Annotated in this window: 23 protein-coding genes and 1 pseudogene; 11 read left to right on the top strand and 13 right to left on the bottom strand. The window is 68.5% G+C overall.

Going from position 1 to position 20,417, the window contains the following annotated elements; translation table 11 throughout:
• Positions 1-1,514: 1,514 nt before the first annotated feature.
• Genes ACWCSU_RS28670 through ACWCSU_RS28680 form a run of 3 tightly spaced genes read right to left on the bottom strand, consistent with a single transcriptional unit; the run spans position 1,515 to position 3,075 of the window.
• Positions 1,515-1,829: a tyrosine-type recombinase/integrase gene (locus ACWCSU_RS28670; RefSeq protein WP_449939028.1), complete on the bottom strand. Its 315-nt coding sequence runs from the start codon at positions 1,827-1,829 to the stop codon at positions 1,515-1,517.
• Positions 1,807-2,568 (bottom strand): hypothetical protein, encoded by a 762-nt coding sequence (locus ACWCSU_RS28675; RefSeq protein ID WP_449939030.1) that lies wholly within the window; start codon positions 2,566-2,568, stop codon positions 1,807-1,809. Before ACWCSU_RS28675 ends, ACWCSU_RS28670 begins: the two co-directional genes overlap by 23 nt.
• Before the next feature lie 48 nt (positions 2,569-2,616).
• The gene (locus ACWCSU_RS28680; RefSeq protein ID WP_449939031.1) at positions 2,617-3,075 is read right to left on the bottom strand and encodes a hypothetical protein; all 459 of its coding nucleotides are present in this window, start codon (positions 3,073-3,075) and stop codon (positions 2,617-2,619) included.
• A gap of 1,405 nt (positions 3,076-4,480) precedes the next feature.
• Here ACWCSU_RS28680 and ACWCSU_RS28685 point away from each other — a divergent pair.
• The 7 genes from ACWCSU_RS28685 to ACWCSU_RS28715 all read left to right on the top strand — a co-directional run bounded on the left by ACWCSU_RS28685 (position 4,481) and on the right by ACWCSU_RS28715 (position 10,118).
• The gene (locus tag ACWCSU_RS28685) at positions 4,481-4,816 is read left to right on the top strand and encodes an ArsR/SmtB family transcription factor (RefSeq protein WP_357700938.1); all 336 of its coding nucleotides are present in this window, start codon (positions 4,481-4,483) and stop codon (positions 4,814-4,816) included.
• Positions 4,817-4,825: 9 nt separating this feature from the next.
• A complete protein-coding gene (locus tag ACWCSU_RS28690) occupies positions 4,826-6,055 on the top strand; it encodes a GNAT family N-acetyltransferase (RefSeq protein ID WP_449939033.1) in 1,230 nt (409 codons plus the stop codon).
• Positions 6,056-6,172: 117 nt separating this feature from the next.
• On the top strand, positions 6,173-6,826 hold the full coding sequence (locus ACWCSU_RS28695) for an arsenate reductase ArsC (protein WP_449939034.1): 654 nt from the start codon (positions 6,173-6,175) through the stop codon (positions 6,824-6,826).
• An 88-nt stretch (positions 6,827-6,914) separates the two neighbouring features.
• Positions 6,915-7,283, top strand: a complete 369-nt coding sequence (locus ACWCSU_RS28700; RefSeq protein WP_449939035.1) for an ArsR/SmtB family transcription factor — start codon at positions 6,915-6,917, stop codon at positions 7,281-7,283.
• Positions 7,283-8,371, top strand: a complete 1,089-nt coding sequence (gene arsB / locus ACWCSU_RS28705; RefSeq protein ID WP_449939036.1) for an ACR3 family arsenite efflux transporter — start codon at positions 7,283-7,285, stop codon at positions 8,369-8,371. Before ACWCSU_RS28700 ends, arsB begins: the two co-directional genes overlap by 1 nt.
• Entirely contained in the window at positions 8,364-8,771 is a 408-nt protein-coding gene (locus ACWCSU_RS28710) for an arsenate reductase ArsC (RefSeq protein ID WP_449939037.1), read from the top strand. Before arsB ends, ACWCSU_RS28710 begins: the two co-directional genes overlap by 8 nt.
• 915 nt (positions 8,772-9,686) lie before the next feature.
• Complete coding sequence (locus ACWCSU_RS28715; RefSeq protein ID WP_449939039.1) at positions 9,687-10,118, top strand: BP74-related protein; 432 nt, start codon at positions 9,687-9,689, stop codon at positions 10,116-10,118.
• 243 nt (positions 10,119-10,361) lie between these two features.
• Here the strand turns inward: ACWCSU_RS28715 and ACWCSU_RS28720 are convergent, their stop codons facing one another.
• Together ACWCSU_RS28720 and ACWCSU_RS28725 are read right to left on the bottom strand one after the other, a co-directional pair.
• A complete protein-coding gene (locus tag ACWCSU_RS28720; protein WP_449939041.1) occupies positions 10,362-10,826 on the bottom strand; it encodes a hypothetical protein in 465 nt (154 codons plus the stop codon).
• 339 nt (positions 10,827-11,165) lie between these two features.
• A complete protein-coding gene (locus ACWCSU_RS28725) occupies positions 11,166-11,552 on the bottom strand; it encodes a hypothetical protein (RefSeq protein ID WP_449939043.1) in 387 nt (128 codons plus the stop codon).
• 30 nt (positions 11,553-11,582) lie between these two features.
• Here ACWCSU_RS28725 and ACWCSU_RS28730 point away from each other — a divergent pair, with 30 nt between their 5' ends.
• A complete protein-coding gene (locus ACWCSU_RS28730) occupies positions 11,583-12,407 on the top strand; it encodes a sulfite exporter TauE/SafE family protein (RefSeq protein WP_449939045.1) in 825 nt (274 codons plus the stop codon).
• 62 nt (positions 12,408-12,469) lie between these two features.
• Here ACWCSU_RS28730 and ACWCSU_RS28735 read toward each other — a convergent pair.
• From ACWCSU_RS28735 to ACWCSU_RS28765, 7 genes and pseudogenes are all read right to left on the bottom strand, one after another.
• A pseudogene (locus tag ACWCSU_RS28735) lies at positions 12,470-13,066 on the bottom strand (FAD-dependent oxidoreductase); the annotation flags it as partial.
• Complete coding sequence (locus tag ACWCSU_RS28740) at positions 13,063-13,461, bottom strand: metalloregulator ArsR/SmtB family transcription factor (RefSeq protein WP_449939046.1); 399 nt, start codon at positions 13,459-13,461, stop codon at positions 13,063-13,065. The gene ACWCSU_RS28740 and the pseudogene ACWCSU_RS28735, both read right to left, overlap by 4 nt.
• On the bottom strand, positions 13,458-14,720 hold the full coding sequence (locus ACWCSU_RS28745) for an MFS transporter (RefSeq protein WP_449939048.1): 1,263 nt from the start codon (positions 14,718-14,720) through the stop codon (positions 13,458-13,460). The genes ACWCSU_RS28740 and ACWCSU_RS28745 overlap by 4 nt, the downstream gene beginning before the upstream one ends.
• Positions 14,717-14,980 (bottom strand): hypothetical protein, encoded by a 264-nt coding sequence (locus ACWCSU_RS28750; protein ID WP_449939049.1) that lies wholly within the window; start codon positions 14,978-14,980, stop codon positions 14,717-14,719. The genes ACWCSU_RS28745 and ACWCSU_RS28750 overlap by 4 nt, the downstream gene beginning before the upstream one ends.
• A gap of 13 nt (positions 14,981-14,993) precedes the next feature.
• Positions 14,994-16,409, bottom strand: a complete 1,416-nt coding sequence (locus ACWCSU_RS28755; RefSeq protein WP_449939050.1) for an FAD-dependent oxidoreductase — start codon at positions 16,407-16,409, stop codon at positions 14,994-14,996.
• Positions 16,410-16,434: 25 nt separating this feature from the next.
• The gene (locus tag ACWCSU_RS28760) at positions 16,435-16,590 is read right to left on the bottom strand and encodes a hypothetical protein (RefSeq protein WP_449939052.1); all 156 of its coding nucleotides are present in this window, start codon (positions 16,588-16,590) and stop codon (positions 16,435-16,437) included.
• A 113-nt stretch (positions 16,591-16,703) separates the two neighbouring features.
• Positions 16,704-17,045 (bottom strand): ArsR/SmtB family transcription factor, encoded by a 342-nt coding sequence (locus tag ACWCSU_RS28765; protein WP_189653957.1) that lies wholly within the window; start codon positions 17,043-17,045, stop codon positions 16,704-16,706.
• Positions 17,046-17,098: 53 nt separating this feature from the next.
• On the opposite strand from ACWCSU_RS28765, the gene ACWCSU_RS28770 reads away from it, so the two are divergent.
• Complete coding sequence (locus tag ACWCSU_RS28770) at positions 17,099-18,166, top strand: flavin-containing monooxygenase (RefSeq protein WP_449939053.1); 1,068 nt, start codon at positions 17,099-17,101, stop codon at positions 18,164-18,166.
• 592 nt (positions 18,167-18,758) lie between these two features.
• Here the strand turns inward: ACWCSU_RS28770 and ACWCSU_RS28775 are convergent.
• Positions 18,759-19,013 (bottom strand): hypothetical protein, encoded by a 255-nt coding sequence (locus tag ACWCSU_RS28775; RefSeq protein ID WP_449939054.1) that lies wholly within the window; start codon positions 19,011-19,013, stop codon positions 18,759-18,761.
• 148 nt (positions 19,014-19,161) lie between these two features.
• On the opposite strand from ACWCSU_RS28775, the gene ACWCSU_RS28780 reads away from it, so the two are divergent.
• Positions 19,162-19,530 carry a hypothetical protein gene (locus ACWCSU_RS28780; protein ID WP_449939055.1) on the top strand — a complete coding sequence of 123 codons (369 nt, stop codon included), beginning with the start codon at positions 19,162-19,164 and terminating at the stop codon, positions 19,528-19,530.
• A gap of 409 nt (positions 19,531-19,939) precedes the next feature.
• Positions 19,940-20,389 carry an ATP-binding protein gene (locus ACWCSU_RS28785; protein ID WP_357700983.1) on the top strand — a complete coding sequence of 150 codons (450 nt, stop codon included), beginning with the start codon at positions 19,940-19,942 and terminating at the stop codon, positions 20,387-20,389.
• Positions 20,390-20,417 lie beyond the last annotated feature (28 nt).

Consider the following 20,417-nt stretch of genomic DNA (forward strand, 5'->3'; position numbering starts at 1 on the left):
GCCCCCTCCTCTCTGTGGTAATTCTGCCCAAGAACACCGACAATTTTCATGGTTTACTCGATCATCCGCTCCGCATACAGGTCCTCTGTCAAGCTCGGATGGCCTGCGCCAAGGCTCTCACGCCCGCCTGTACCCGGCCCTCAGCTGGTTGGCGTGTCGTCTCAGCCGTGACGTCGCCCGGACGCGGTAGATCTGCCCGAGCCTGGTTGGACTCCTTCACCAGCTCCATGATGCCCGCGCCCGTGCGGTCTAGCAGCACAGCCGACAGACGCGTCAGTATCCTCCAACGACGGATAGTCGTTGGACAGCTCAAGTGACACAACCTCGGCCGTCTGAGTACGTCTGACTGGTCCTCGGGCGCTGGTTGAGTACCGAGCAACCGTGCCTCTGCGTGACCAGCGACCAGCGACCAGCGACCAGCGACCGCAATCTCGTAGCTCCGGATCCGGTAGCGAACATCGGGGGGATGCCGGTTTAGCTCACCAGCGATCAGGAGTACTCCACAGCGCGCACTTGTTCACCGCGTCGGAAAACTCGACGAGGACGACTACCCGCCCACGTTGACCATCACCACCAGCGGGCCCGCCTCCGAGTCGACATCTCGGCCCCGGCCATCACGCCAGCGCAGATCGTGGACGGCACCACCGTGACGACCTCACTCACCCCGCAACTCTGCACCTGCCGAAAACCCACATCCATGCACGCCTAGCAGGCTGCGCATCACACCCGAGATCAACGGTAAGTCCTCCTGGCTCACGGACGGGATCGCCGGCCGATGGGCTGCTCGGCGGGTGCTCATACGATGCAATCTACGTGGGGCTCGGGCCTCATCTCGGAACCAGGGCCCTACACAACAGTCTCGCCATAGGGATAAATGACACATAATGCCGATGGTCAAGAACGCAGGGTTGCTCGGCGGTTGCTCGCGTGTACGCGATACAGCACGGCACGCGTCGGCACAGGACAACACGACGGCGGGGAGAATCCCGGCTCCATCGACACAAAACGACACTCAGTGGCACGGAGCGGCACCAATCGAGCCGACTCATAATCCGTGGGTCGTGGGTTCAAGTCCCACCCGCCCTACTCATCAAAACCGCATCCGACCTGGGGTTTCTCGCTTCTCGCCACCCTCGGATCTTGTTGTTGATCATGGCTGGTTGCTCGATGGTTGCTCTTGTGTACGCACCGTGTATGCCGGTAGATCATTTAGACCGCCATCGTCAGTTCAGACCCCGGCGACGACCGACAGAAGACCAAGCCGGAAGACCTGCACGGCGCCCGTGAGTCAGCGATGAGCTCTCGCCGGGTCAAGTCTTACCCAAGCCGCCCCGTCGAGCTCAACAGGCATTTTCTGACCAGCAGATAAAAGATCCGCCGCTTCTCGCACCGATCCTTTCGCCTCCTTGCAGCGCAAGCTAGGGATAGACCAGCTGAACCGTCCGTATGCTGGCCGTGGAGAACCAAGCACGCAGGCCCGCCGAAGGGTCGGCGGGCCTGCGTCGTTCAGCGGTTCAGATGGGGGACGCACCGATTCGACTCGGCAGGCTGATCAGCCGCACCTTCTGAGCGCCAGCCGCTGCAGTGTTGATGAGGGCGGCAGTGGATTCAGCGGCGGCGCGGGCCACCTCTGGGTAGACGCTGGTGTAGGTGTCTCGGGTGAAGGTGGACGAGACATGTCCGAGCGTCTCCTGCACGACCTTCAGATCGACTCCGGCAGCGAGCATGATCGACGCGGCGCCGTGGCGGAGGTCATGCAGCCGCACCGGCGGCAACCCCGCCTGGAAGGCCAGCAGGTAGAACTGGTCACTGACCTGCTGCGGATGCAAGGTCCGGCCAGTCTCGTCGGTGAAAAACGAACCCACTATCCGTCCACGCCTCGCCCGCGGCCAGCCGCTCAGCCGTCTGCCGTTTGCGGTGCGCGCGTAGCGCGATGACGGTGTCCTCATCCAGGGCGATGGTGCGGTCGCCGGCTTCGGTCTTCGGCCTGCCCTGTACCGGTTCCCGGTCTAGCTGGGTGATCTGCCAGTGCACCCCTGCCGTTCCGGCGTTCAGGTCGACGTCCTTCCAGCGCAGCCCGACCGCCTCGCCCCGGCGTAGCCCGCGCAGAGCGATCAGCCGGTAGAGCGCGGACAGCCGGTGGGTGGCCGCCTGGGCGAGGAAGGTGTAGGTGTGGGAGGGCGTCCAGACCATCACGGGCGATGGCCGCGGCACAGACGCGTACACGTTGATCATGCTGGCGCGGCTGAGTTGGGCCCCGCGCCGCCGCTCCTCCACTCCGAGCCGATGCAGCAGGTCACGACTCCAGTCGGCCACCCGCTCATCGGTCCACACCAGCGCCTTCGGGCGTTCGGCGTCGGGGAGCTCGACCACCGCAGCCGGCTTGAAGTCGATCAGCCGGTCCTGCTTGATCGCGATGTTCAGCGCATGCCGGAGAGTGGCGCGGATGCGGTGCATGGTGGCTGGACCGACCGGGCGCCGATACCGAACCCTGGCCTGTTCCTCAGGGTCGCCGCTGGCACGGGCGGTGGTGATGACATCGTTGAACTCCTCGATCGCATCGAACATGCCCGCCACATCGGACACCCGAAGCCGATCCAGGCGGATGTGCGCCTCTTACGAGCGGCGCATGGTCACGTCGATCTTCCGTTTACGCCGCAGAAACTCGTCCATCCACTCGACGACCGTGACAGTGGGGTTGAGGTCCTGGCGGGTGCGCACTTTGCGCCGCACCTCCTCCACCGGCGGCAGCGCCTTGGTGTCCTTGAGCATGGAGAGCATCAGCTCGGTGATCTTCCGCTGGATGTGCGGGTCCTCATCCAGCGCCAGCAGCGCGCGGGCGTGCTCCAGTTCGGCCTCCACCTCCTCCAGCGTGGCAAAGCCCTGGCGGCGCAGCGGGTTGCGTCGCCGACCGTCGGCGTGCGCGGGCAGCTCCAGCTGGTAGGCCCACCGGCCGTGGGTGCTGCTCCACCGCTCCCCACCGCCGGGGCGGCGCAGCTTCGGGCATGCCTTGCCCAGTTTCTTGCCGGTCGCCTCATTCCGGCAGGAACACGTCTTGAAGGTGGTTCCGTTCATCGTCGCTGTTGCGCCTTCCTTTGTTCGCTGATTTCGCGTCGCCGGCTTGCCTGACGTCGCGCTTCCTGCGGCGCTCCCACACCGGCGCCCCGTACGGTTCGGCCGCTGCTAGACGCCACCGACAGCGGCACCGGTCGGCCCGTACGGGCCGTTAAGGGACCGTAGCGGGGGACGCGGGCGCCACCGGCTGACCCGGGGCGGTCGATATCGACGCCCACCTTCACCACCCATGTCAAGCGATATCCGCTGGTCACAGTGCCCCGGCCCACGTCGCACCCAGGACCGGGCCCTCGGGCTACATGCCTCGCCGGAGAACGCCAGCCTCACGCAGAGAGCCCCTCGCCGATCGCACGGCGGCAGCCTCAGCTTGCGCGACAGGCACATGAAGATCCGGCGAAGTAGCTGGACTGTACGGTCACCATCGGACGCCCCGATCTGGCGGGCCAATCACCCCTGTCACTGATCTAAATACCGGCCAGAAAGGCCGAGTTAGGACAGGATGGGAGGCCAACTCTTGGTCAAACCGGCATCGGACTCCGAGCCGAGCAGCTCCAGCAATCAGCAGCAGCGCATGGCTTTACTCTCGACATATACGGACGGATCACCGACGGTCGCTTCGTGCATGCATGTCCCGACATCGACGCATTCGCGCTGACACCTTGTGAACGCGTGGGACACAATGCGGCATGCTCTGACACGCACAAACAGAGCTGCGGGCTTTTAATCCGTAGGTTCCGGGTTCGAGCCCCGGGCGCCCTACACTCCACACCCTACCCGACCTGGGCTTTCTCGGTTCCTGAGCCTCTTCCGAGAGGCGAGAATGACCGAGTTCATGCTCATCACATGCTCTTCGGCACGCGCCCGGCGCATTGGGACCCGACAGCGGGGCAAAATGTCTGGGTTCGAGCTGTCGACTACCGCGCGCCTCGACCGCACAACGCCCACCAGCAGGGCCGGATGGAAAGATAAACGGCCGGAACACGCCGGGCTTGATCGCATACTCGCCCAAGCACCGGTCAAGCCTGTTGTGCTCTACTTCGCGCATCAAATCGATCCGAGATTTCTCCGGTCAAGTCATGCGGCTCGGTGATACTTTCCAAGGCTCCTTCGAGTACCGTCCCGGCCTTGACCGGCATGACTACTGGTTGTCCTGTCTGGCGATTGTTGCCTACTCGCTGAAGGCCGGTGCGGGTCGTCCTGCGCCGAAGGTCGCTGTTGGCATCTGGGTCTGTTTCCCGCGCCGTCCTCCCGAACGAGACGCGCGAGTCCAGGGGGCCTGCGGCAGATGCGCACCAGGCTCTCGGCACGGATGGCGTAGATCCCGAACGCGACGGCCGATGCCCTACGTCGAAGTCCGCAAGCCGGGCTTCCCTCTTCGCAATTAATCGTCTATCGTCGATGTTCGATGAATGAAGCGAAGGAGCCTCTGCCACGTGCCGAGGCCGAGGAGTACGCGAGCTGGTTCAAGGCCCTGGCCGACGCCACCCGCATCCAGATCGTGTCGCTGCTGGCGCGGCGGCGCGAGCCGATGAGCGTGGGCGAGATCGTGGCCGCCTCCGGAGTAGGGCAGTCCACCGTGTCGCACCACCTGAAGATCCTGTCCGAGGTGCGGTTCGTCCTGGTGGAGCGGCAGGGGACCTCCAGCCTGTACCGGATCAACGAGAACTGCGTGAGCTGTTTCCCCACCGCCGCGGACGTGGTGATGGGCAACCCCGTGCCGGCCGCACCGGTCTGCGACTGAGGAGATCCCATGGCACACGACGAGATCGTCGACCACTACTCCGCCCTGGCCCGCAACGCGCTCAACGGGCAACGCATCGCCGACTGCGACCCCGCCGCCTTTACCGACGGCGGTTTCGGCCCGGCCGGCTACGACGACACCGCCGCCCTTCCCGACGGGGCGCTTCGGGCCAGTCTGGGGTGTGGCAACCCGGCCGCCGTCGCCGAGCTGCGTGCCGGTGAGACGGTGCTCGACCTCGGCTCCGGTGGCGGCATCGACGTGCTGCTGTCAGCCCGCCGGGTAGGCCCGTACGGCACCGCCTTCGGCCTGGACGCCAGCCCCGCCATGGTGGAACTGGCCCGGCACAACGCCGAACAGGCAGGCGTGGCCAACGTGCAGTTCCTGCACGGAACGATCGAGGCCATCCCGCTGCCCGGCCACACGGTCGACGTGGTCATCTCCAACTGTGTGATCAACCTGTCCGACGACAAGGCGGCGGTGCTGGCCGAGGCGTTCCGGGTGCTGCGGCCTGGCGGCCGGTTCGGCGTGAGCGACGTCGTCACCGCGCAGGTGCTCGACAAGCAGGCGCGGCAGCGGGCCGAGCAACGCATCGGCTGCGCCGCCGGATCGCTCACCGTGCAGGAGTACCGGGACCTGCTCGTCGCCGCCGGCTTCGTCCAGGTCGCCATCACGTTGAGCGCCGATCACGGCGACGGGGTGCACTCGGCCATCGTCCAGGCCGTCAAGCCCGCCATCGGGCCCGGCCTGGAGATCCGGCCGATGCGCGAGAGCGACGCCGCCGAGGTGCTGGCCATCTACCAGGCCGGCCTGGACACCGGCCAGGCCAGCTTCGAGACCACCGCACCCAGCTGGGAAGGATTCACCGCGAGCCGGTTGCCACACCTGCGGTACGTGGCGACCGATGGCGACTCCGGCGAGGTGCTCGGCTGGGTGGCGGCTTCGGCGGTGTCGTCCCGACCGGTGTATGCGGGCGTGGTCGAGCACAGCATCTACGTCCATCCCGGCTGCCAGGCCCACGGCATCGGGCGGGCCCTGCTGACGGCGTTCATCGCCGCCACAGAGGACGCCGGCGTGTGGACGATCCAGTCGGGCGTGTTCGGCGAGAACGCCGCGAGCCTGAGCCTGCACCAGGCACTCGGGTTCCACGTGGTGGGGACGCGCGAGCGCATCGGCCGGCACCACGGCGTCTGGCGGGACGTGATGCTGATCGAACGCCGCAGCGCGCTGATCGGCGCCTGAGCAACCACGAGGGCCGAAGTTGGCCTGGCGTTCATCCTCATGACATCGACGGCTGCCAATATCGATGAGCATCGAAATCGACAGCCGTCGATATGAGCGACGCCGCCGGAGCCCTTCATGGACAGCACCTACCGCCACGCCGATCTGACCGTCGATCAGCAGCACGCCCTGCTCACCGCAGCCCGCACGCTCGCCGAGGAGTTCGCCGGCACCTTCGGCACCGAGACCATCGAGCGGTTCCTGCACACCAGCTACGACCAGTTCGCCGGCCGTGCCGTCATCGCCAACTACCTGCCGCTGCTGGCCGAGCGGTTCGCCCGCCAGCGGCTGCGCGCGCCGGCCCGCGTCGAGGGCAAGAATGGCAGCGGCGTGCCGAACGTGCTGTTCCTGTGCGTGCACAACGCCGGCCGCTCCCAGATGGCGCCCGGCTTCTTCGCCCACCTGGCCGGCGAACGAGCGCTCGGCTGGTCCGGCGGCACCGAGCCCGGCGAGCTGATCAATCCGGCCGTCGTCGAGGTCATGCACGAGCGCGGCATCGACATCACCGGCGAGTTCCCCAAGCCGTGGACCAGCGAGATCGTCCAGGCCGCCGACGTGGTGGTCACCATGGGCTGTGGAGACGCCTGCCCGGTCTACCCGGGCAAGCGCTACCTGGACTGGGACCTGGACGACCCCGACGGCAAGACGCCGGAGCAGATCCGCCCGATCCGCGACGACGTCGAGCGCAGGGTCCGCGCCCTGCTGGCCGACATCGGCGTCCCGGCCGGCTGAGAGCACTCCTCGTTCCGAGCACGCAGAGACAGATGTCAATATAGACATATACCTATTTCGATGAACGTCTATACGGAAAGGGCAGTGGATGGAACTGCTGGAGATCCTGGAGTGCAGCCCGCCGCTGACCCGTGAACCGCTGGACAGCGAGCAGGCGGCCGGGGTGGCGCGCGTGTTCAAGGCACTGGGCGACCCCGTGCGGCTGCGCATCCTGTCCATCGTGGCCAGCCGCGCCAGCGGCGAGGTGTGCGTGTGCGACATCACCGACGCCTTCGAGCTGTCCCAGCCGACCATCAGCCACCACCTGAAGGTGCTCAAAGAAGTCGGGCTGCTGACCTCCGAGCGGCGCGCCTCCTGGGTCTACTACCGCCTGGTGCCCGAGACGCTGGGTGAGTTGTCGGCGCTGCTGACCCTGCCCGCCGGCGGTCCGGCCCCTGCGGTGGTGGTGTCGCCGTGATGTCGGCTCGCCCCGCACAGGCCACCGCGCCGTCGGCCGGCGTGATCGGCGCCCTGTCGGTACTGGATCGGTTCCTGCCGGTGTGGATCATCGCGGCCATGGGCGTGGGGTTGCTGCTCGGACGCCTGGTGCCCGGACTGGACACCGCGCTGGACGCCGTCAAGATCGGACAGATCTCGCTGCCGATCGCGCTCGGCCTGCTGCTCATGATGTACCCGGTGCTGGCCAAGGTCCGCTACGACCGCCTCGGTACGGTCACCGGCGACCGTCGCCTGCTGCTCTCCTCCCTGGTGCTCAACTGGATCCTCGGCCCGGCCATCATGTTCGCCCTGGCGTGGATCTTCCTGCCCGACCTGCCCGAGTACCGCACCGGCCTGATCATCGTCGGGCTGGCCCGGTGCATCGCCATGGTCCTCATCTGGAACGACCTGGCCTGCGGCGACCGCGAGGCCGCCGCCGTCCTGGTCGCGCTCAACTCCGTCTTCCAGGTGATCGCCTTCGGCGCGCTCGGCTGGTTCTACCTGCAGGTGCTGCCCGGCTGGCTCGGCCTCGCGCAGTCCGCGCTGGAGGTCTCGGCCTGGGACATCGCCCAGTACGTGCTCATCTTCCTCGGCATCCCACTCCTGGCCGGATATCTGTCGAGGAAGCTGGGCGAGCGCGCCAAGGGCCGCACCTGGTACGAGGAGCGTTTCCTGCCGCGCGTGGGTCCCCTGGCGCTGTACGGGCTGCTGTTCACCATCGTCATCCTGTTCGCCCTGCAAGGCGGCACGATCACCTCCCAGCCTGGAGACGTCGCCCGCATCGCGCTGCCGCTGCTGGCCTACTTCGCCATCATGTGGGGCGGCTCGTTCCTGATCGGCAAGCTGATCGGCCTGGGCTACGAGCGCTCCACCACGCTCGCCTTCACCGCTGCGGGCAACAACTTCGAGCTCGCCATCGCCGTCGCCGTGGGGGTCTTCGGAGTCACCTCCGGTCAAGCGCTCGCCGGTGTGGTCGGCCCGCTGATCGAGGTTCCCGTCCTGGTCGCCCTGGTCTACGTCAGCCTGGCCGGCCGCCGTCTGTTCACCAAGGAGCCCGTACATGCATGACAAGCCCAGCGTCCTGTTCGTCTGCGTGCACAACGCCGGCCGTTCCCAGATGGCCGCCGGGTGGCTGACCCAGCTGGCCGAGGGGCGCGTCGAGGTGCGATCCGCCGGCTCTGCTCCCGCTGATCAGGTCAATCCCGCGGCCGTCGAGGCCATGCGCGAGGTCGGCATTGACATCACCGCTGAGCAGCCCAAGGTCCTGACTGTGGACGCGGTCGAGGCCAGCGACGTGGTCATCACCATGGGCTGCGGCGATGCCTGCCCCATCTTCCCCGGCAAGCGGTACGAGGACTGGAAGCTCGACGACCCCGCCGGTCAGGGCATCGATGCCGTGCGCGTCATTCGCGACGAGATCCGCACCCGCGTCGACAAGCTGATCAACGAGCTTCTGCCCACGGGCTGAGGGCACGGGGGCGGGCAGATGGGCCCCAGACGGCTACGTGTTGGTCGTGGTACGCCTGGATCGCCATGACCGCGCCGGACCCTGCCACTCGTAAGTCGTACAGCGGCTGCACGGGAGGCCGGCGCTTGCCCGCGGCGAGGGCTCAGGACGAGGCCGGGCACCGTACGACGAGACCCTGCTCATCTGCCGGCGGACTCCAGGAGCCGAGCATACGATCCTCGGTCCGATGCCCCAGCGCCTGGCGTGCGTCAACGAGCCGAACGAGCGGCGAAGACCATGGCGGTAATGCGTGCTCCTACGGCGCCCCAGCGAGCCAGGGCCTGTCGGGGGGCGGGCGGTTTCTTCTTCGGCTCACGGTGCATGTTCTCGGCTCGTCACGTCCGACTGCAAAGGATTCGCCCATATCCGTCTCATCCGTACTGTTGGATCCGGCGCCCGTCTGCACATGTGCCGGAGCCACCCCGGCCCGCCGATGGACCGCGACGCCGCAGAGCGGACGGCGCGCATGCTCCGGGCTCGCGTTCAAGGCTGCCGGAGGTCTGCATGCCTTGGCTCACCTGAGGGGTGTGGCGCGGAAGGCGTCCTGCCCGCCGAGGTATGCGTGTCCGCTGTCAGGGTCGGGATGGGGGCTGGGTGTCCGGCGCCGAGCACGTACAGCGGGGTGCGGGAAATGTTGTCCAGCCCGAGGCGTGCGGCGATGGCGGTGTCGTATCCCTCTGTGCCGCTTAGGTGGATGGCGGGCCTTGTGGAGGCATCGACCGAATCCCCAAGCCCGCGGCGGTCAGCATGCCCTATGCGCCACAACAGAAAGTGACGGTCTTATCACTATCACGGCAGAGGACATGGCCGATCTTCGCGTGATTACTTAGCGCACATAAATACAACGCTAAGTAATCACGCGAGGTGGGCAGCGCCATGAACCGCACTCTGAGAAAAGTCGTCACAACTCTCACCGCCATCACGGCGCTCGGCGTCGCCGCCCCCGCACCCGCTCAAGCAGCAAACGCTGCCTACTTCGAGATGACCGACATCACCCGCGAGCGCTTCATCATCAGGCTCACCGACCCCGCAAAGATCCAGCACGCCCGCGACCTGGTGAACGGCGAGACCACAGATCGACCGCACGTCATCGGGCGCATCCTCAAGCGCCAAGCCCTCTACAACCCGCGCTGGAGCTACCACTACAACCCCGAGACCGTCGACTTCTTCGACCAGGCGTTCGAGGTCTGCGACGCGACCATCCCGTACGTCGAGGACAACCTGGACGAGGCCGGCGCGGCGTTCCTGCCCGGCCTCGTCTGGTGCCCCTGGACCTCCAGGCTCGTGCGCGAAGTCCCTGTGCCGTAGAACCGCGTCGTCGCCTGCCATTGCGGCCTCTGGAGAACCGCTCCGGAGGCCGCGTTGCATGCGGAGCGGTCAAACCGCAGGGGTGCCCGTGTCGTCGCCCTCCAGCACCCGGGACGGCATCGACCTGCGGCTCCGAGTTCGGGCAATCTATGGGGAACGGCTCAGCGCCAGACGGCGCGTCACATCACAAGCCAGAGCCCCCTCGCCCAGGACCGGGCGGGGGAGGCTCTGACGGGAAATGGCCTAGAAGCCGGGGGCCACCCAGTGGGCCATCACTCCAGTGCGTCCGTCGGAGTTGCTGGCCACGGCGGCGGTGCCGGCCTGCCCGATACGGAAGCCGTGGAGGGTGACGACGTCCCCGGCGGCGAAGATGTGCAGGAACGTCTGCCCGGCGGTGTTCTGGCTTCCGTGGGCTGGGCTCTGGATGCCGGTCACTGCCTCGCTGCCGGAGATGACGGCGCCGTTCTTGAAGATGGCCGTGTGGACGAACAGTGCGTTCGCGCTGCTGGTCACGGCGAGCATGGGGCGGGCGTGGTAGGAGACCTCCCACACGCCAGGGAAGGGGATCTTGAGTTCCGGGACCTCGGAGATCCGCTCGTAGACGCGGTCGGCGCCGGTGATGGTGTGGCTGAAGTTGAGCGGGTCCGTCTGGAGCCAGGTCGAGCCACCCGTGGTGTTGGCGGCGGGGGTGGTGGGATTGCTTGGCATGGCTACCTCCCGATCAGAGGGCGGTGGGACGGCAGGTGAAGGGGCCGTCGTCTGTGAAGCACCACCTAGAAGATACGTTCGGTAGCTGGATGATTACAATACGTTTACCTGTCTGACTATGTACGTTGCACCCGACGTATCGGCATCCGTCTCTTGTTGCCCCCTGCGCCGAGTGGGCCTAGCGCCAAGGGGCCGCAATCATGTGACACTTCACCCCTTGGGCGTTGAGGTCACCCGGACGGGCGTGGCCCAAACAGGTAAGGCCATCACGTGGCCGCACCCGGCCGAGGCGTCGCCCACACACAGCCGGGTGCGGCTCTTCGTGCCGTGAGTATTTTGCTACCACCTCGCCCAGACGCCGTTGCGGCATACGTAGATGCCGCTGCCGGGGCCGTTGGGGATACCGAAGTCCCCCTCCCTGCCGTCATTGATCCAGCGGTTCTGCCGACGGTCGAAGTGCTCAGGACAGGCCCCGGCCGCCTGGGCGGGCACGGAAATCAGTGTGGCGGTGACGATCGCGGCACCTACGGCGGCGGCGGTACGGGGCAGGATATGCATGACTCCGAGGTCGACTGTGATCTTCAGGTCGCTCATCAGGACGAAAGAATTGGCGCTCCTGACCACTTCCCTTTCGCCCGCGCCGACGTCACCGGCGGCCTGCCCGCCTTCCACGAACAGCTGTGACCATCCGCGAACAGCCGTGAGCCGGCCGATCCCCGCTACCATCGAGTAATTCCTACTCGAAAAGAGGAAAATGTGACGGGGGCGGCCGAGCAGGACAGCCGAGTGCCGGGCCGTGCGCTGCGCTCGCCCGCGTTGGTCTTCGCCGCCGGGGCGGTCGTGGGCGTGCTGGGCGGGATGATCGGCCTGGGCGGGGCGGAGTTCCGGCTGCCGCTGTTGATCGGCGTGTTCGGATTCGCGGCACTGGCAGCGGTCATCCTCAACAAGGCCGTCAGCTTGGTCGTGGTGCTCGTCGCGCTGCCCGCCCGGCTGGCCGCCGTCCCGTTCGCGGACCTGACCGGACACTGGACCGTCGCGGTCAACCTGCTGGCCGGGAGCCTGGTCGGCGCATGGGCGGGCGCCTCCTGGACGGTGCGGATGCGCGCCGCCACCCTGTATAAGGTGCTGGCCGCCCTGATGGTCCTCATGGCCGCCGCCCTCGCTCTGACCCACACCACCACCCTCGGCACGCTCACGCTTCCCGGCGCGGCCCAGGCGATGGCCGGGGTGGCGGCTGGGTTCGGGATCGGCGTGGTCGCGGCCATCATGGGCGTGGCCGGCGGCGAGCTGCTGATCCCGACGATCGTGCTGCTGTACGCGCTCGACATCAAGACCGCCGGAAGCCTGTCGCTGCTGGTATCGCTGCCGACCATGCTGGCGGCTTTCGCCCGCTACAGCCGCGATGGCAGCTTCGCAGTGCTGGGCGCGCATCTGCGTTTCCTGGCCGTGATGGCCGCCGGGTCCGTCGCCGGCGCTCTCCTGGGTGGCCTGATGCTCGATGCGATCCCCGCTCCCGTTCTCGTTCCGGCTCTTGCTGTCGTCCTGCTGATCTCAGCGGTCAAGATGGCCCGTCACGCCTGACCCTCACGGCGTCAACGCGCAGGTGTAGGCCGGGTCATGGTCCGGGGCCGCAGACCTACAGCTGGGCGCAACGTCACCCAGGTGGTCCGGGCGACCCGGGAGAGTTCGGCGAGGATCTGCGCGGCGGAGTTGCCGCCGCCCACGATGAGCACCCGGCGACCATGGAAGGGCTCGGGGCCGCGGTAGCCGGCGGTGTGCAGCTGCTCGCCGCGGAAGTCGCGGATGCCGGGGTAGTGCGGGACGTAAGGGCGCCACCAGGTGCCGGTCGCGCTGATCACGTTCTTGGCCTGCCAAGTGCCGTGGCCGGTCTCGACCAGGAGGTGACCGTCGCCGCGCCGGACGGCGTTCACCGTCACCGGGCGCAGCACCGGCAGGTCGTAGCGGCGTTCGTAGTCGGTCAGGTAGGTGACGACCTCGGCGGCGCTGGGGTAGCCGCCGTCCGGCGGAATGGGCATCATGCGGCCGGGCAGTGAGCTGTACTGGGCCGGTGAGAACAGGCGCAGGCTGTCCCAGGCGTGCTGCCAGGCTCCACCGGCGCTGTCCTGGGCGTCGAGGATGACGAAGTCGGCCTTCGCGCGACGCAGGTAGTAGCCGGCGGCCAGGCCCGCCTGCCCGCCGCCGATCACGAGGACGTCGACGGGCCGGGGGGCGGCCGTCATGCGGGCAGCAGCTCCAGCTCGGTGCGTCCCTCAGCGGGCTGAGGGGCGGGCCCGGGAACGGACTCGGCGAGCGGAGTGAACAGCGCGCCCAGCTTGTTCACCACCTCGGGGATGATCCGGTAGTAGACCCAGGTGCCGCGGCGTTCGCCGTCGATCAACCCGGCGGTGCGCAGCACCTTCAGGTGATGGGAGATGGTGGGCGCGGTCAGGTCGAAGGTTCCGGTCAGGTCGCAGACACACGCCTCGCCGCCGGCGTGGGAGCCGATCATGGACAGCAGGCGCAGCCGCACCGGGTCGGCCACGGCCTTGAGCAGCGTGGCCAGCTCGGCGGCGTCGACCTCGCCGAGCGGTTCGCGGGCGATCGGGGCGCAGCACTGGCCCGTCGGGACGATCATGACAAGCCCTCCTGATTCGAAGCTTGTCTAAATCCTAGGCGATGATAGGCCAGCAGCGCGAACGCGGCGATCCCGCAGGCGGCGGCGACCGCGCCCATCACCCAGCCATGGCCGACGGCTTGGGCCAGGGCGACCGCGCCCAGCGGGGCCAGGGCCTTGTCGGCGACGGAGAAGATCGCGATGCGGCCGGCGAGGGAGGCGTAGGCGGTGGTGCCGTACCGGCCGACCAGCAGGTGCGGCAGCGTGATCGAGGCGATGCCGAAACCCAGCCCGAACAGCAGCACCGCGCCGATCGCGCCCGCCACGCTGCGCCCGACCAGCGGCAGCAACAGCACGGCCACGCCTTGCAGGGCGAAGATGGCGGCGGCGATGAGGGCGGCCGGCAGCCGGGTCTGCAGGCCGGTGGTGACCAGCCGTCCGGTCACCGACAGCACGCCCAGCAGCCCGGCCAGCACCGGTGAGTGGCCGAGGTGGACCAGGTAGGTGATGAGCAGGACCGCCACGATGGCGACCGCGCCGCCGTTGGCGGTGAAGGCGATCACCAGCAGCCAGAACGGCCGCCGGCGGGTGGCTGCCTTGACGATGGCGGCCCGCTCCTGCGCCTCAGCGGACGCCTGCGTCCTCGCCGTACGGGCGCGGCGGTGCAGCACGAGGGCGTGCAGCGGGATCGCCGCCAGCCCGTAGACCAGGGCCAGGATCACCAGCGCCGTACGCCAGCCGTACCGGTCGACGAGCAGGCCGGTCAGCGGCAGGAAGATCGAGGAGGCGAACCCGGCCACGATGGTCAGCGCCAGCAGCCCGTTGGCCCGGCCACGCTCGTTGCCTGCGTACAGGGAGACGATGACGGCGAAGGCGGCCTCGTACAGCACCAAGGAGCAGGCGAGGCCGACGAGCGCGAACACCGCGTACAACTGTGGCAAGGTCTCCACCCGCGACCAGGCCAGCACCGCCGCGGCGCCGAGCACCGACCCTGCGGTCATCAGGACGCGCCCGCCGCGGGCGTCCAGCAGACGGCCGACCAGCGGCGCGCACAGTGCGGCGATCAGGACGGACAGCGTGAGCGCCGCGGCGATCTGTGTGTTGCTGGCGTGCAGGTCGCGGGCCATGGGGGCGAGGAAGACGGAGAAGGCGTAGTAGAGCACGCCGTATCCGATGGTCTGGGTGACGGCCAGCGCGGCGACGACCCGCCGGCCGTGTCCGGAACGCGGCGGACCGCCGCCCTGCCGTTCGAGGGCGGCGGTCTCGGCGGGGGAACTCACGCCGGGCAGGCGATCAGCGCGCGGCCCTCAGCCGTGGTCGCCCAGCCGCCCGCGCGGGTCTCGGCGATGAAGCCTTGGGCCTGCAGCCGCCAGGCGAGCGTTCCCGCCATCCGGGCGATGGCCGGTGCGTAGCCGGGGTTGGTGCTGGCTTTGCGGGCGGCGACCAGGTCGTCGGCCAACTGGCGGGCGGGCATCGGCTCGTGGTCGCAGATGAGGCGCAGCGCCTCCTTCTGGGCGGCGGTGGGGTAGCCGTCGGACATCCGGGGTTTCCTTTCAGCCGCAGCAACTGCCGCCGGACTCGGCGGTGGCGCTCACGGTGGCGAGGGGGAGCGGGGTGGACAGCAGGCCGCCGCTGATGCCGGTGGCCAGGCCGACCCGCTGCTCCTGGGCCTCGACCAGGCTGGAGGAGCACACGCCGGTCTCGGGCAGGTCGAGCTGAACGTCGCGGGCCGCCTCCCAGTCCCCGGCGATCGCCGCCACGATCGAGCGGACCTGCTCGTATCCGGTGGCCATGAGGAACGTCGGGGCGCGGCCGTAGCTCTTGACGCCGACCGCGTAGTAGCCGGGCTCGGGGTGGGCGAGTGCGTCCACGCCGTGGGCCGGGACGGTGCCGCAGGAGTGCTGGTTGGGGTCGATCAGCGGGGCCAGGGCGCGGGGGGAGCCGAGCACCGGGTCCAGGTCGAGCCGCAGTTCGGCGGCGATGGAGTGGTCGGGGCGGTAGCCGGTGGCCGACACGATCCGGTCCACGATGACGGCCTGCTCCTGGCCTGACGGGTCGCGGCTGACCACCTCGACGCCCTGGTCGGTGGCGTTGACGCGGTGGGTGAAGAAGCCGGGCAGCAACTGGATGCGGCCGGATTCGACGTGGGCGCGCAGCCGGGTGCCGAGCGCGCCGCGGGCGGGGAGGGCGTCGGCGTCGCCGCCGCCGTAGGTGCGGGTGGCGTTGCCGGCGCGGATCGCCCAGGTGATCGGCGTGTTCTCCAGTTCGGCCAGGGCGAGCAGGGTGGTGGCGGCGGAGTGGCCGGCGCCGACGACCAGCACGCGCCTGCCTTCGTAGTGGTCGCGGTCGGCGCCGAGGACGTCGGGCAGGGCGTGGTCGACGGACACCTCGTTCTCGCCGTGGGCGGGCAGGCCGCTCGCGCCGAGCACGTTCGGGCTGGTGTAGGTGCCGGAGGCGTCGATGACCGCGCGGGCCTGCAGTTCGGTGCCGTCGTCGAGCCGGATCAGGAACGGGGCCTGCTCGCGGCCGGCTGTGCGGACCCGGTCGTAGCCGAGGCGGCTGATCGCGCTCACCCGCGCGCCGAGCCGGACCCGGTCGCCGAACAGCTTGGCGAGCGGGGCGAGGTAGTCGTCGATGATCTCGGCGCCGGTCGGCAGCCATTCGGAGACAGGAGCCGTCCAGCCGTCGGCCTCCAGCAGGCGGCGGGCCGCGGCGTCGATGTTGTACCGGTACGGGCTGAACACCCGTACGTGTCCCCACTGCGCGATCGACGCGGCGACCTGTTCACCGGCCTCCAGAACCAGGAAGTCGATGCCCCGCTCGGTCAGGTGGACGGCGGCGGCCAGGCCGACCGGGCCTGCGCCGATCACGGCGACGGGCAGGTCGCCCGTCTGCCCGGAGGTGGCCTGCTGAGGGGTGGCGAACTGCTCGATCTCGACGGCAACGGTGCCGCAGCAACTGTCACTCATGACGGCTCTCCAGATGGCGTGCGGGTCAGCGGAAGGACAAGGACGACAGGGCGGAGGTGCGGGCGCGCTCGATGGCGGCGTCGGCGCGGCAGACGCGGTCGCACACCTCCGCGGTGGCCTCGTTGAAGGTGAATTCCGAGGTGTCGGCCGGGCGGCGCAGGTTGGTGAGCAGAGCGCGCATCGCGCACCTCCTGAATAGAACTTCATCTAAACAGCTCAGATTCTGAGCCACTGCTTAGAAGTTTGTCAAATCAGCAGAGCACTCAGACTCTGACGTACGTCCGCCTCCTCCCGTCAGCCGCAACCGCCGACAGAGGGCCCCTCGCCGGGCGGGCAGCACGCAGCCAAGGCCGCCTGCAGGTCGGCCAGCGCCTGCCGCACCCCATCGGGGTTGGCCCGGTAGTAGACGGTCTTCCACTCGCGCCGCGAGGCGAGCACCCCGCCCTCGCGCAGCGTCGCCAGATGCGTGGAGGTGGCCGACTGGGCCAGCGACAGACGCTCGGCCACCTGACCCACGGTCAACTCGACCCCGCCTTCGAACAGGAACAGGATCTGCTGGCGGGTGTCGCTGGCCAGGGCCTTGAGGAAGCCTCGCGCCGCGTCGGTGAGCTGGATGCCGCTGCCTGCCGTCTGCATGGCACGACTCTACCGTATTGTCATTTCTGTATATGAGGATATGATCCGGCGGCATGGACACCATCGTCATCGGCGCCGGCCAGTCCGGCCTGGCAGCCGCCCGCGCACTGCGCGACGCCGGCCGCACCCCCGTCATCCTCGAAGCCGGGCACACGCCCACCGGCTCGTGGAGCAGCTACTACGACAGCCTCACCTTGTTCTCGCCCGCCCGCTACAGCGCCCTGCCCGGCCAGGACTTCCCCGGCGACGGCGACCACTACCCCACCCGCGACGAAGTCGTCGCCTACCTGCAGCGCTACGCCGACAGCCTGGACGTCGAGATCCGCACCGGCACCCACGTCACCGCGGCGGAAGCCGACGGCTCGGGCGGCTTCCACGTCCACACCGCCGCCGGGGACACCCTCCACGCCATGGGCGTGATCGCCGCCAGCGGCTCCTTCGGCAACACCTACATCCCCGCCCTGCCCGGCCAGGACGGCTACACCGGCCAAGCCCTCCACGTGGCCGACTACCGCACCCCCAAGCACTACGCCGGGCAGCGCGTCGTGGTGGTCGGCGGCGGCAACTCCGCCATCCAGGTCGCCTACGAACTGGCCGACATGGCCGACGTCACGATCGCCTCACGCCAGCCGCTGCAACTCATGCCACAGATCGTCGGCGGCAAGGACGTGCACTACTGGCACACCACCACCGGCTTCGACCAGCTTCCGCCCGCCTGGCTGGCCCGCATCGCCACCGGCACCCTGGTCATGGACACCGGCGACTACGCCGCAGCCCTGGACGACGGTCGCCTGCAGCGCCGTCCCATGTTCACCGCCTTCGACGGCGACCACGTCATCTGGGCCGACGGTGAACGCGAGACCATCGACACGGTCATCTACGCGACCGGTTACCTGCCGCACCTGGACTACCTGGCCCCGCTCGGCGCCCTCGACAAGACGGGACTCCCCCGGCACACCGGCGGCCTGTCCACCACTCACCTAGGGCTCGGCTACGTCGGACTGGAGTTCCAGCGTTCCTTCGCCTCCAACACCCTGCGCGGCGTCCACCGCGACGCCGAGCACGTGGCGGCACCGATCGCCGCCTACGCCGGTGGAGTTCTGGCGGCTTACGGTTTCTGAGCAGTGACAGCACCGCACGACGGACCTGACAGTACTGGAGGACCGAAGCAGTCCCGGTTCACGCACAAGGACGCACAAGAAGCAGCGGAACGTGAGACGGCGTGCTCGTCGAGCAGCGCGGGCCCGTACGCCGGGCACGCGACCAGACAGGGCCAACCCGATGGTGGGCGACGAAACCGGGGGGCCGTATAGGCAGCGTCTGTGGGGGCCGCACTCAAGCACCCACATTCTGTCCCTCGATGGGCGTCGGCGTACTCGCTGCTGTTGCTGAAGCAACCTCGCCTCGTCGGCATCCCCCACCTCGTGAGCTCCGGGGATACGCCACGCCCATCTTCGCCAAGAAGCTTCCCGTCACCCTTGAAGTACGAGGGCCCAGCAAGAGGTGCTGTTCCTTACATCGGGTCGAACCCCAGAATCGTCCGCGGACAATCAGGGGCAGGCCAGCATCGCAAAGTGCCGTTCTTAGGTGCATGTGAGGTGGGGCGCTCATGTTGAGAGCCGCCCCGAGCAGCCGGTGGCGTCGGCCATGTTCGGCTCGGCGTTCCGGATGCTCCGGGCGGCTCTCACAACAAGCGCGCCGCCACGATGACGGCTAGGAGCCGGGCCGCTGCTCCTCCACCTTCATCGGCTCCTCGCTCTTGCGGTGCTGGGCGCTGATCCACCTCAAGCACACGGCCCCGACCACGACCATGACGCCCACTCCCGCGATGGCGACAAGCCACCCGGGCGCCGAGGCAAGCCGCAGGAGGCCTGCCGTCAGAGCACCGGGCACGGCCGCGGCGATGACGACCATCATCAGGGTCTGCGCCAACCTCGTGGTCACGTGGTCGGCCGTCTCGGTCACCATTTTGAAGCACGCTGCTGGCCTGGCACCGCCGCCTGGTCAGACACCTTGGACGTATCCGAGGCGGCTTGGCCGCCCGAGGACGAGCAAGGAGATCCGGAACCTGGTGGTGCGCCTGGCGCGGGGGAACCCAGCCCGGAGATACCGCAGGGTGCACGGTGAGCTCGTCCGGCTCGGCCACGAGGTCAGCGAAGCAACCGTGCGGCGGATCCTCCGGAGTCGGCTGTTCGGCCCGGTTCCCCGAAACGGCGACACCTCGTGGCGGACGTTCCTGCGCACCCAGGCGAAAGGCCTGTCGGCTTGTGATTTCTTCCATGTCGACACGATCTTCTTGAAGCGCCTGTACGTGCTGTTCGTCATGGAGGTGGCCACTCGGCGCGTGTATATCCTGGGCGTGACCGCGAACCCCGCCGGCAGTTGGACGGCTCAGCAGGCCCGCAACCTGCTCGTGGATCTGGGTGAGCGGGTCGGCTCGAGCCCGGCATCTCCGACTTCGACGGGCTGCTCCTGCTGGACGTGACCGCCCCGCGCCCCGTTGCAGACCCGTCCCCGCGACATCAGACCCCCTCCGGCCCCGACCGTGACCGATCTTGCGAGGGCTGTACGGTCCGTCTGGGCATCTGTCACTTCCCCTGGGACGTTTCCCCTTTCGCCGCAGGGGCAGGGATGTCGCGAGCCAGGATCTGATTGCACAGCGGTTGTCGTCGCTCCCGCAAGTCACGCTGATCGCGCCATCGAAGGGACCATGATGTCCAAGGCGCCGTCAGCCGTCCCATGCCCGTGCCGACCGTCGCGGCCCCTCCGACATCTGATGTCCCGGCCGCTGTCGACATGTCGCGACGAGGGGCGGGCGTGCGGCGCGTTCAGGCGGCAGTTCCCTCGGACAGCAGCCGGCCGTCCCGGTGACCGGCGATGAGTGGGCGTGACCGGTGAGCGGGTTGTTCGGGCCGCCGCCGGAATGCCGAGACCCGCTGCTGACCTGGGCACTGAGTACGTCCGGGCCGGGTGGCGCGGCCGCGTACGATCAGAGCGCGTTACGGAAGGGCGTGAGCGCCCATGCCACCCAGCAGGGGCTGTCGTCGGCTCGGCGGGCAGATCTTGAACTGGCGGTGCAAGAAGGCGTGGCGAACGTGTTCGATCATGGTGGTGGATCCGGGCGGGTCCGCCTGTGGCAGGCCGATGGCCTGCTGTGCTGCGAGATCAGCGATCATGGCCCCGGGATCCCGGCCCGCCACTACCAGCAGCGGGCATCGATGCCTGCCCGCGACCGTGACCACGGCCGCGGGTTGTGGCTGATGGCCGAGCTCAGCGACTCGCTCACGGTGACCACCGGCCCGGCCGGCACGACCGTCGTCATCGTCGTCCGTCTGCAGGACTGACTTTTCCGTGTCAGGTGCGGCACTGTCG

Source organism: Nonomuraea sp. NPDC001699, assembly GCF_053596455.1.

Bases quoted from the DNA above. Each gene is read 5' to 3' on its own strand.
- ACWCSU_RS28675 (WP_449939030.1), bottom strand. From the start codon at position 2,568: ATGTTCGATGCGATCGAGGAGTTCAACGATGTCATCACCACCGCCCGT.
- ACWCSU_RS28680 (WP_449939031.1), bottom strand. From the start codon at position 3,075: ATGAACGGAACCACCTTCAAGACGTGTTCCTGCCGGAATGAGGCGACC.
- ACWCSU_RS28685 (WP_357700938.1), top strand. From the start codon at position 4,481: ATGAATGAAGCGAAGGAGCCTCTGCCACGTGCCGAGGCCGAGGAGTAC.
- ACWCSU_RS28690 (WP_449939033.1), top strand. From the start codon at position 4,826: ATGGCACACGACGAGATCGTCGACCACTACTCCGCCCTGGCCCGCAAC.
- ACWCSU_RS28695 (WP_449939034.1), top strand. From the start codon at position 6,173: ATGGACAGCACCTACCGCCACGCCGATCTGACCGTCGATCAGCAGCAC.
- ACWCSU_RS28700 (WP_449939035.1), top strand. From the start codon at position 6,915: ATGGAACTGCTGGAGATCCTGGAGTGCAGCCCGCCGCTGACCCGTGAA.
- arsB (WP_449939036.1), top strand. From the start codon at position 7,283: ATGTCGGCTCGCCCCGCACAGGCCACCGCGCCGTCGGCCGGCGTGATC.
- ACWCSU_RS28710 (WP_449939037.1), top strand. From the start codon at position 8,364: ATGCATGACAAGCCCAGCGTCCTGTTCGTCTGCGTGCACAACGCCGGC.
- ACWCSU_RS28715 (WP_449939039.1), top strand. From the start codon at position 9,687: ATGAACCGCACTCTGAGAAAAGTCGTCACAACTCTCACCGCCATCACG.
- ACWCSU_RS28720 (WP_449939041.1), bottom strand. From the start codon at position 10,826: ATGCCAAGCAATCCCACCACCCCCGCCGCCAACACCACGGGTGGCTCG.
- ACWCSU_RS28725 (WP_449939043.1), bottom strand. From the start codon at position 11,552: ATGGTAGCGGGGATCGGCCGGCTCACGGCTGTTCGCGGATGGTCACAG.
- ACWCSU_RS28740 (WP_449939046.1), bottom strand. From the start codon at position 13,461: ATGATCGTCCCGACGGGCCAGTGCTGCGCCCCGATCGCCCGCGAACCG.
- ACWCSU_RS28750 (WP_449939049.1), bottom strand. From the start codon at position 14,980: ATGTCCGACGGCTACCCCACCGCCGCCCAGAAGGAGGCGCTGCGCCTC.
- ACWCSU_RS28755 (WP_449939050.1), bottom strand. From the start codon at position 16,409: ATGAGTGACAGTTGCTGCGGCACCGTTGCCGTCGAGATCGAGCAGTTC.
- ACWCSU_RS28760 (WP_449939052.1), bottom strand. From the start codon at position 16,590: ATGCGCGCTCTGCTCACCAACCTGCGCCGCCCGGCCGACACCTCGGAA.
- ACWCSU_RS28765 (WP_189653957.1), bottom strand. From the start codon at position 17,045: ATGCAGACGGCAGGCAGCGGCATCCAGCTCACCGACGCGGCGCGAGGC.
- ACWCSU_RS28770 (WP_449939053.1), top strand. From the start codon at position 17,099: ATGGACACCATCGTCATCGGCGCCGGCCAGTCCGGCCTGGCAGCCGCC.
- ACWCSU_RS28775 (WP_449939054.1), bottom strand. From the start codon at position 19,013: ATGGTGACCGAGACGGCCGACCACGTGACCACGAGGTTGGCGCAGACC.